Source organism: Gimesia sp., assembly GCF_048260065.1.
Lineage (GTDB): Bacteria > Planctomycetota > Planctomycetia > Planctomycetales > Planctomycetaceae > Gimesia.
In genome coordinates, this window is record NZ_JBLXHC010000014.1 from 169,397 (window position 1) to 179,527 (window position 10,131).

Genomic DNA, 10,131 nt, shown 5'->3' on the forward strand with positions numbered 1-10,131 from the left:
AGATGAATACGCGGCCCATCAAGACTCTCAGCAGGCGTGCATTTCGCACCGTCTGTGGAATCGCTCTCTGTACTTCACTGCTGCTGCCTTGTGCTGCAGCGGAGCCGCAGCACAAACACGCTCCCACAGTCACCAGGCTGTTGAAAAAATACTGTCTGGATTGCCATGACGTGGCGACCGCTGATGGTGAACGTGAGTTTGAAACATTTTCACTGCCGCTCAAATCGGAGCAGCAGCTGATCACCGCTGATGGGATCATCGACCAGATGACACTGCGGAAAATGCCACCCGAAGACTCGGAGCAGCCGACCGACAAAGAGCGACTCGCTTTAATCGGTGCCTTGCGCGACAGTATTCAGGAAGCGCGGAGCCAGTTTGAAAGTACCGGGTCGCGCACCATCATGCGTCGCCTTTCTAATCGGGAGTATGAAAACACCCTGGCCACCCTGTTTGACCGTCGTGTCGATACATTGGGTTTGACGGCGGACTTCCCGAAGGAAGAGACCAGCCAGCATATGGACAATATCGGTGAGTCGCTGGTGACATCCGGGTTTCTGCTGGATCAGTATTTCCAGGCAGCCTCCCGACTGGTAGAAGCCCGTCTGGGTAAACCTGAGATGAAACCAAAGTCGTGGCACTTTAAAGACAATTTCAAACAGTACGAAGAACTCTCTGGGGCTCATAAAAGTGTGTTCAAATATCGGTATCTCTGTCTCTACGAACAGCCTAATACTGACACGCGACAGGGTGGTTATGGACACATTGAAGATTTTCTGGCAGGTGTGCCGGTCTCAGGGCTGTATGACATTCAGGTGCAGGCCCAGGCGCTGCATCGCGACACGCACTATGATCCGAAGATATTCCGTATCGACTTTTCCGAACCATTTCAACTGGCGGTTGTGCCCGGCGATGTGACCAAAGGCCATATCCATTATCCGCAGGCGATCGAACCGATTCTGGCGAGCACCGTTGTTCCGGATGACAAACCAGAGTGGCTCAAGTTTCGCGTCTGGCTGGAAGCCGGGCAGACACCCCGCTTTATTTTTCCTAACGGGCCTTATGAGTCACGGGCGTCCGTCATCACGCTGAATAAACGCTACAAAGACGAATTTAAAAAACCGGAGACGGGAGTCAGACGTAGTGCGCTGCTTCGCGAAGGAGAGCTGCCTCACATCAGGATCAGTGAAATCAAAATCCATGGTCCGATTGCAGAGCCTGGCGGCAGTAAAGAAGAACTTGCTGTCTTTGGGAAAGAGGGTTTTCAGAAAGACCGGGCTCTGGTACAGCTGTTTGACTTTGCGAAAAAAGCCTATCGGCGTCCGTTGAACGAAGCTGACCAGCGTCGGATTAAAACGCTTTACGAACAGCGATTGTCTGAGCAGGCGACGCCACGCCAGGCAGCTCTCGATGCCGTGAAGATGATTATTTGCTCTCCCTCGTTTTTATACCTCAGCGAAATCACTCCCGAGGATAAACTCGAATTACACCCGTACGATCTGGCGTCACGACTTTCCTATGCCCTCTGGACCGCGCCGCCTGATGCAGAATTGTTCGCTGCGGCTGCTTCCGGTCAACTGACGAAAAAAGAGGAATTACAGAAGCAGATTCGACGATTGTTGAAAGATCCGCGTTCGGATGAATTCGTCAACGGTTTTCTTGACAGCTGGCTGAATCTGCGTGCCATGGGGGATCTGCCACCACCGCGAAAAGCGGCATGGGAATACTATGCACAGAATCTGCCGGAATCGATGAAGCAGGAAGCACGTCTGTTTTTCCGTTCCCTGCTGGATGAGAATGGATCGGTCGAGAATTTTCTGGACGCTGACTTTACCTTCGTCGACAAGAAACTGGCCCATCTCTACGACCTGCCCGAAAAAGACAAGTTGCGTCTGAAGGATGGTTTTCAGCGAGTCAAGCTCTCTGGCACGAAACGGCGCGGCGGGTTGTTAGGCATGGCCGGCGTACTGACCGTCAGCGCCAATGGCGTTGATACATCGCCGGTTACACGCGGTGTGTACGTTCTTGAAAATCTGCTCGGCACTCCACCACCGCCTCCGCCTGACGAAGTGCCTGCCATCGAAGCGGACGTCAGTGGAGCAACCACCATTCGTGAGAAACTGTTAAAACACAGCACAGACCAGACCTGTTACGTATGTCATCGCAACATCGATCCACACGGTCACGCGCTGGAATCATTTGACCCGATCGGCCGCTGGAGGGAAAAGTATCCGCATCCGAAAGGAAAAGGGAGCGGCCCGAAGGTCGATCCGACAGGCAAACTCCCTTCTGGTGAAACATTCAAAGATTTCGACAGCTTTAAGCATGTACTGCTCGAAAGCCGCCTTGATAAGTTCACGCACTGTCTGATTGAAAAGCTGCTCACCTACTCAACGGGACGTCAGATGGAACGGTCCGACCAGTACGAGATCGAAGACATCCAGCAGCGTGTCAAAGCTGAAGACAACGGCCTGCAGACTATCGTGATCGAAGTTTTGACCTCCCGGATCTTCCGCTCGCGTTGAAATGCTTCAATAGATCAAATGGAATTGCTGGCACGAAGCTGTTGTCCGGGCTGAGAGCAGGGGAGATTGAATCAGAGAATTCTGAAGCGATCTTCCGGGTTATCTCTGGTATTCACCTGTCTGAAAAATAGTAGACATTTACTTCTGTCCCGGCTTAGCCTGGAGAATAATCATTCGCTTCAGCAGGCAGTCCAGGTTCGTTCGTGCTGGACATTTGCCGTTAGCCGGCAGCTGCAATTCAACTGGAGCAGGTCAGCTCTTAACTAATTGAGAACTATACGAGACAGAAAGTCACGTCGATGAAAAAAATCAATCTTTTCCTCAATCGCTGAATCCAGTAGTTTATTGCCTCCTACCTGAATCTTCCTTTCACATCATTTTATTTCCCCCTCATCTTTACCGAAGATATGCGCTGTCTGCTTTTATCGGGCCGAGCGGCAGTGATGTATTTGGAGGCCTTAAACATTGCTTAGGATATCTCGGCGTCGTTTACTATTTTATGGGATCAACAGTGTGCTGACTGGTTCTTTGACTGGCTGCGGAACAATCATGTACCCTGAGCGCAGAGGACAGCCTGCAGGGGATCTTGACTGGAGAGTTGTTGGCCTGAATTCAATCGGTCTGTTATTTTTCTTTGTACCGGGAGTGATCGCATTTGCTGTTGATTTTATCAACGGCACAATTTATCTGCCGCCACAGGAGTATGGTAAAGCGGAACAAAAATATCGGAACGCAAAGCTGAAATCCGTTCCAATAGCAGCGGATCATATTTCTCCTGGAGAAATCAGCCAGATAGTCTCGAAGCACTCTGGTCGGGAAGTGATTCTGCTGCCTGGAAAATACGAGACTCAACCAATCCAGTCGATAGATGAATTCTGGTCTGTGGAACGCGAGCTGAATGTGCCATCTTGAACAGATCGCTTCCTGCCTGACAGTTAAATTCAGCAAATAAAAGTTCTGAGTCAGATTGAATCAATCAATAACTGGGGTGACAGGTACTTGTACCGGGGGAGAGTACCTGATTTCAATTCTCCAACCGGTACTTCAACCACGAATAAATACTCGCTCCGATTTGATCGTAGCCGACCTTATTCGGGTGAACTCCGTTGTTGACAGGGTAGCCGTCCACGATGTCGAGATTTAACTCAGTCGGAATGATAAACAGGTTCTGCTTTTCGCGGTCTGTGAATTTTTCAATCTGCCGTTGTACAAGACGGTGTTGAATTTTCTTCCATCCCCAGCGGCTGTAACGGTCTTTGTAGTTGGCATAAAATGCTTCCTGACGCGAATTTCCGGGGGTAGTCAGACAGATTCCGATTTCGGCATGCGGTGCAGCTGCCTGCAGGGCTTTAATCAGAATATCAGCCTGAGTAAACATGCCGTCGATCTTTTCATCAATGGCGTCCTGCTTCGCTGAGAAACAATCGTTAATGCCCAGCATAATGATCACAAAGTCGGGTGTCTTACCGTTGCATTCTTTCTTGAAATAGCGAGGTAAATCGAGTGCCGGCTTGCCATCCTCACCGAGATAAACGAACGGGCTGCTGCGTTTGCGATTGGTGCCATCGGGTTCCGGTTCATACTGCGAAACGAACCGTTGCCAGGTCCAGCCGCCGTAACCTTCATGGGCGACACCCTCAGCGGCTGACTTCGGCTTATGAGTTCCCAGCATTTGCCAGTCTGGATTGCCGGGAGCGGAGAGGAGCCGGGCAATTTCGTTAGAGTATGTCGTCGCGTTGGTTAAGCTGTCGCCGATAATTAAGAGTCGACAGACGGTGTTACGCTCAGAACCTGCATTCGCCGCTGATACATGCAGTGTGGTTTTTGCTTTCCCCAGCATCTTACCGTTGGCGTCAGTCACTTTGACCGCTAGCGGATGTTCGCCTGCATCGGATGCTGACGGTGTGAGTGTCCAGCGATTCTGTTCTGTCTTACCAAGTTTGCAACTGACTTCAAACTGATATTTTTCAGGTGTTTCTGTCAAAACGATGTTGTCAAAGTAGATATTTATCTCCACGCCGGGCACTGCATAAAAGGTAGGCGGCAATGTCAGTTCCAGAGCTTCTGTTTTCTCTGCAGCAGTTGCAGGCAATGACGACAGAAGCAGCAGAATGAGGAGAGAGAAACGGTTCAACAGGCGGGGAGAGTTCATGTTTTGCACGGGGTACTTCTTCTGGTACTAGTCGGGTATTCCCATTCGGGTTGATCCTGAAACCACATCAGGCATCACCAGAATCCTATCGTAACATCGTTCCCCCCCTCTGCGTCCAGTGCCTCGCGATATTTCTGGCAATTTCTGACGCGCTGTTTTCATGATCCTGGTCAGTCTCTTTAAGCCTTGCTGGTGAAATCAAGGTTTCGCTATGATGGATCTTTCCACAAAACCTGCGGCGCGCTGCGGAGAAACTATCAGAGATACTTAAGGAAAACCGATGACTGCGAAGAGTTATAAGCCCGTGAAAACAGGCGTCATTGGCCTGGGGCGGTTCGGGCGATTGCATGCTTTGACGTTATCTCGCCTGGCCGAAGCAGAACTGGTGGGAGTGGTGGCGCGCCGTCAGGAGAGTCTTGCTGCCCTCAGCAAAGAACTTCCCGATGTCCCAGGCTGGACGAATCTGACTCAGGCGATTGAGGGGTCTGGCGCAGAAGCGTGGGTTGTCGCCTGTACGACAGAGTCGCATGTGGCCGTCGCGCGAGAACTGCTCGCACGGGACAAAGCAGTGCTGTTGGAAAAGCCGATCGCGGAGAGTCTCACGGAGGCGGAAAGCCTGGCGCCCCTGGTGAAGCCGGATTCCAGTAACCTGATGCTGGGACACATCCTGCTGTTTAACAGCGAGTTTCAGGAGCTGCGGGAGGTGGCCCGTGCACGCGGTCCGATTTCCTTTATTGATTGTGTACGACATCGACCGGCGAGCATCGTGCAGGACTTTCCTGGTGAGAACCCGCTCCATGCTGCCATGGTGCATGACCTGTACTCGACACAGGTATTGCTTGACTGTGCGGAGCCGGATCATTTCAGTGCCCAGTTTCATCGGACTGCCTCAGGCGCCATTGATCTGGCTGTGGCACAATTGCAGTGGAACGGTGGTCCGCTGGCATCGTTTGCTGCCTCGTATTTAACGCCCGCAGGAATGCCGCCACGTGGTTTTGACAGAACTGAAGTGTTTGGTGAGGGCTGGTCGGCCCGGATTGAACCGAACCCGCGACCGATCTCGGTCTGGGAGGATGCCGCTTCCTGGCCGCTGGCATTGGAAGTGCGTGCGAATCCGCCCAGTGGCATGATGGCTGAGGAGTTACGTTGCTTCTGTCGGGTTGTGCGGAACCTGGAAGCGGTCCCTGTGGGAGCGACCTATACAGATGCGATGCAGGTACAACGCTGGATGGAGAAGCTCAACGCGTTTGTCTGATTCGTATAACGGGGATGAATCTACCTGTGTTCCCATTTTAACAATCCAGTTCCCTTACACTGATCGTTCCATTTCCATTGGGTAGGACCAGTCAATTGTGGCCTGCCTGCCTGAAATTCGCTTGCGGTCTCTCCAAAATCAGTTAAAATAGATCAATATCCTCAAGCGCATCATTAAGCGATCTTAGCTCATGATACCACCCGGTTTTGGTGCGAGGTTACCTGCCACAACCACCATACCTGTGACACAGAGTTCGCTGCTCGCCATGACGGATGGAATCAATCCCGCCTGATTCGTGAACCACAGTTAATTTCATTCACTGAAAGAACGATCATGCTTAACCGTAGAGAAATGCTTCAAGGTTTAGCCGCCGGCGCTGGAGCCGCATTCGGCCTCTCGCTGAATCCCGAACGACTGCTGGCAATGCCTGCTGTTAAAGAGACGCCTAAGCGTATCATTTTCTTTATGCAGAACCAGGGTTTCGATCCGGCGACCTGTATTCCGGAAGGCATGAAACGGAGTGGCTCTCTGGCGAAAGTTAAGCTCCCCGAGCCAATCAGTCCGCTGGAACCTTATAAGGATAGACTGCACATCATCAATGGTCTGCATGGTATCCACACCAGTCCGTCGCATAGCGCTTTCTTCGGTGCTCTGGGGGGCTATCGTGGCAGTGACGGAGTGCCCCCCAGCGCCTCAACCATCGATTACGAGTTGAGTAAGGTTCTGCCTCAAACACTGTTGCCTCACTTGTGTATCGGCATGGACTCGATTGAGAACATGCGGACCAAACCCACGATTGCAACACTGTCAGCCAGCGGTGCCGGTCAGCCAATCTTTATGCATTCCAATCCGAATCATCTCTACCAGATGCTGTATGGCGGTATTTCAACCGGAGAGATTCGTCAGCAGCATGAAGCCCGTTCCAATGTGCTGAATCAGATTGAAAAACTGGCTGCCTCAAAAGGGCAAGCACTTCCTCAGGCCGATCAGCAGCGCTACGGTCAATTCGTTGATGGTTTCAAAGAAGTCAATGGCCTGCGCGATCGTCTTGATTCGGTTGCAGATCACCTGCGGAAATTCGCTCCCAAAGTAGACGCGCGCTATACCAGCCCCGAGTTCGAAACAGACTGGCATGATGTTCTGCTTGATCTGGGAATTTCATCCCTCACCTCGGGCATCACCAATACGCTGACCATTGGTTCGGGGCGCGGCGAAATCTTTGGTGCCTGGAAGGGACTGGGCATCGATCAACAGGGGCACAACCTGGGACACATGGCGCAGCCTGGAAATCCCATCTGGATCAAGATTCGTCAGTACAACAGCCGCATGCTGGTGAGAATCATGGAAACACTGGAAAGCGTCCCGGAAGGGAGTGGTACAATGATGGATCACACCCTGATCGTTTACACCAGCAACAATGCCGACAAGCAGCACACCAGCGGTGCCAACTGGCCGGTGATGCTGCTGGGGAATTTCGATGGGGCAATCAAAACGGGTTGCTTTACGCAACTGGACGGGAAACGCCCCATCAACTCGCTCTATGCAACGCTCCTGGAGATCGCAGGAGTCCCCTGCGATCACTTTAATATGAATGAGAAGCTCGCCAGGAAGTTCGATTCCGGCACAGGCCCTCTGCAGGATCTGCTGGTATGACCTGCTGTAGATTCCTTCTGGTTCTCACCTTGTTCGGCAGCTTGCTCTCTGCAGCAAGGGGGGAGACATACACGCCCGGGCATACTGTCTCCAAAGACTTTAAAAGCTTTGCCAAGACGTTTTTGAAGACACATTGCATCGACTGTCACGGTGAGACAGACCCGGAAGGCAATCTTTCGCTGCATGATCTGGGACCCGTAGATGAAGTGAATGCCGCCACCTGGCGAAGTGTCTGGGCTCAGGTTACTCTGAAAGAGATGCCTCCCCGGGACATGGATCAGCCTGACGTGGTAGAACGTCTGCAGTTCTCTGATCTGATTGTCGGTGAACTGACACGCGTGATGCACGACAAGGGGGGCTTTCATGATCATCTTGATCCGAATAAAGGGAACTATGTTGACCATGAGCTGCTGTTCGGTCGATTGCCGGAGAACATCAAGCTCAAGCCAACCTCATCGCCGGCCCGCCTCTGGCGATTGACGCCACAGGAACACATCACACGTCTGAATGAACTGATCAACACAGAGCCGAAGTACGATCCGGCAAAGCCTGGCCTGCGAACGCATGGTGACGACGTTCCTACAAACCACGGCGGCGAACTCAAGCTTTATTTCGGCACGGATCGGATCATCAAGTGGCAGGGGGGGACCGTGGCTTATGCGACGGCGGTCAAGAGTGTTCCCGCTGTGCTCTCATCGTCCCGGACTCATGGTCTGGAAAACTATCCCGATTTCTACTCAGTCAACAGTGCAGAAGCGACGCAGATCCTGGGGATTTCCGAAGACATTCTGCGCTATATGGCGTATGGTCCATTGAGCATTGCCAAGCCTTATCAGATCACGGATAATCCCAGATCCATCGCTGACAAAATGAAAGGCGACATTCGCGGATTGCCTACGAGTATCGTTTACAGCACAAAAGTTGTGCGCCCCCTGACGCCGGTCTATGAACTCATGCGGCAGGAAGAATATACCGATCAGGATTTGCAGGCGGCCGTCAATTATCTGTTTGAAATGCTGACGTTCCGTCCGCCGAGTCAAAAAGAGTCGAACGACTACACGGCGATCGTGAAACAGTCTATCGAGAAGCTCGGTAAAGAAGATGGTGTGGTTCTTGGATTGTCGTCCATTTTTCTCGAACGCGATGCCCTCTTCAGACCCGAACTGGCAGAAGCCGGACAACCCGATCAGGATGGGCGTGTCATGCTGCAGGACTGGGAACTGGGGCTGGCCGTCAATCATGCACTGCGCTACATTAAGCCCGATGATGAATTACGCACAGCGATTGTCGAAGGGCGGATGCGGACCCGGGCCGATGTGAAACGGGAAGTGGAACGCATGCTGGCGGACGACAGTATCCGTAAACCTCGTGTGCTGCGTTTCTTCCGCGATTACTTTGATTATGACCTGGGCGGTTACATCTGCAAAGACGCCCGGGCATTGGCACAAACCGGTGTGAGTAATCGGGGGCAGTCTCATTATCGGGCGATGTTCGACTCAACGGCGAGTACGGACAGGTTGATCGAGCAGATTCTGAAAGAAGATCGGGATGTATTAAAGCAGTTACTGACAACGGATCGTGTTGTCGCCACGGAAGCCGATAAGATCTATTTTGGCAAGCGACGCTCCCGTGCGGAAGAAGTGGCCGCCCGCAAAGCCGCTGAGGAACTTGCCCGTAAAGAGGCGGAAAAGTCTGGTAAGAAGCCTGATAAGCCTGCCAAAAGAAATCAGGATAAAGTGAATCACAGTGTCACCCCGGCGGAACTGTCTGGCCCCGAAGTTTATGCCCGCGTGAGTCGTCGCAGCTTCGGTACCGGATCGATGGAGCCGGAGCGTATTCTCGCGACGGTACCCGCAGGGGAACGACTGGGAATTCTAACGCATCCCAGCTGGCTCGTTTCGCATTCCGATGCCATGGATAATCACGCGATCCGCCGCGGACGCTGGATTCGGGAGCGATTATTGGGAGGCGGCATTCCCGATGTGCCGATCACCGTGGATGCCATGCTGCCGGACGAGCCGCAAAATACGCTCCGCGAACGGATGCGGGTTACCAGGCAGGAATATTGCTGGACCTGTCACAAGAAAATGGATCCGCTGGGACTGCCTTTTGAAATGTTTAATCATGCCGGCCTGTATCGCGAACTGGAACTTGAGAAGCCCGTTGATACCACGGGCGAGATCATTGATTCTGGTGACCCCACTCTGGATGGCAAAGTTGCCAACGCAATCGAAATGATCGAAAAGCTCGCAGAGAGCCAGCGGTCCGAACAGGTTTTCGTCCGTCATGCGTTCCGATTCTGGATGGGCCGCAATGAAACGCTCAACGATGCCCCCGTTCTTCAGGATGCCTATCGCGCCTACAAAGACAACGGCGGCAGCATGAATGCGCTGCTCGTTTCGCTGCTGACCTCGGATGCATTTCTCTACCGCACCAGAAATTGAGCCGCGTTTATTGAATCAAAATAAGCGTGTTCTGGCTCTTCACATTGAATTCCAGGTGCCTGTCAAAGCAGAATTCATGGGGCGCAAAGACCTGTCATACACAGC

General features: G+C 52.4%; 6 protein-coding genes. 5 read left to right on the forward strand and 1 reads right to left on the reverse strand.

Annotated features, from left to right (window positions below; genetic code table 11):
- Positions 1 to 2: 2 nt before the first annotated feature.
- Together ACN0YN_RS23545 and ACN0YN_RS23550 are read left to right on the forward strand one after the other, a co-directional pair.
- Positions 3 to 2,522: a DUF1592 domain-containing protein gene (locus ACN0YN_RS23545; protein ID WP_417387477.1), complete on the forward strand. Its 2,520-nt coding sequence runs from the start codon at positions 3 to 5 to the stop codon at positions 2,520 to 2,522.
- Between the two features lie 549 nt (positions 2,523 to 3,071).
- The gene (locus ACN0YN_RS23550; protein ID WP_417387478.1) at positions 3,072 to 3,434 is read left to right on the forward strand and encodes a hypothetical protein; all 363 of its coding nucleotides are present in this window, start codon (positions 3,072 to 3,074) and stop codon (positions 3,432 to 3,434) included.
- Positions 3,435 to 3,546: 112 nt separating this feature from the next.
- Here the strand turns inward: ACN0YN_RS23550 and ACN0YN_RS23555 are convergent, their stop codons facing one another.
- Positions 3,547 to 4,674, reverse strand: coding sequence for an SGNH/GDSL hydrolase family protein (locus tag ACN0YN_RS23555; RefSeq protein WP_417387497.1), 1,128 nt, complete (start codon positions 4,672 to 4,674; stop codon positions 3,547 to 3,549).
- Between the two features lie 280 nt (positions 4,675 to 4,954).
- Between ACN0YN_RS23555 and ACN0YN_RS23560 the strand changes: the two genes are divergently transcribed.
- The 3 genes from ACN0YN_RS23560 (at position 4,955) to ACN0YN_RS23570 (ending at position 10,026) form a co-directional block, all read left to right on the forward strand.
- A complete protein-coding gene (locus tag ACN0YN_RS23560; protein WP_417387479.1) occupies positions 4,955 to 5,929 on the forward strand; it encodes a Gfo/Idh/MocA family protein in 975 nt (324 codons plus the stop codon).
- 333 nt (positions 5,930 to 6,262) lie between these two features.
- Positions 6,263 to 7,582 (forward strand): DUF1552 domain-containing protein, encoded by a 1,320-nt coding sequence (locus tag ACN0YN_RS23565; RefSeq protein WP_417387480.1) that lies wholly within the window; start codon positions 6,263 to 6,265, stop codon positions 7,580 to 7,582.
- Positions 7,579 to 10,026, forward strand: coding sequence for a DUF1588 domain-containing protein (locus tag ACN0YN_RS23570; protein ID WP_417387481.1), 2,448 nt, complete (start codon positions 7,579 to 7,581; stop codon positions 10,024 to 10,026). The genes ACN0YN_RS23565 and ACN0YN_RS23570 overlap by 4 nt, the downstream gene beginning before the upstream one ends.
- Positions 10,027 to 10,131: the final 105 nt, after the last annotated feature.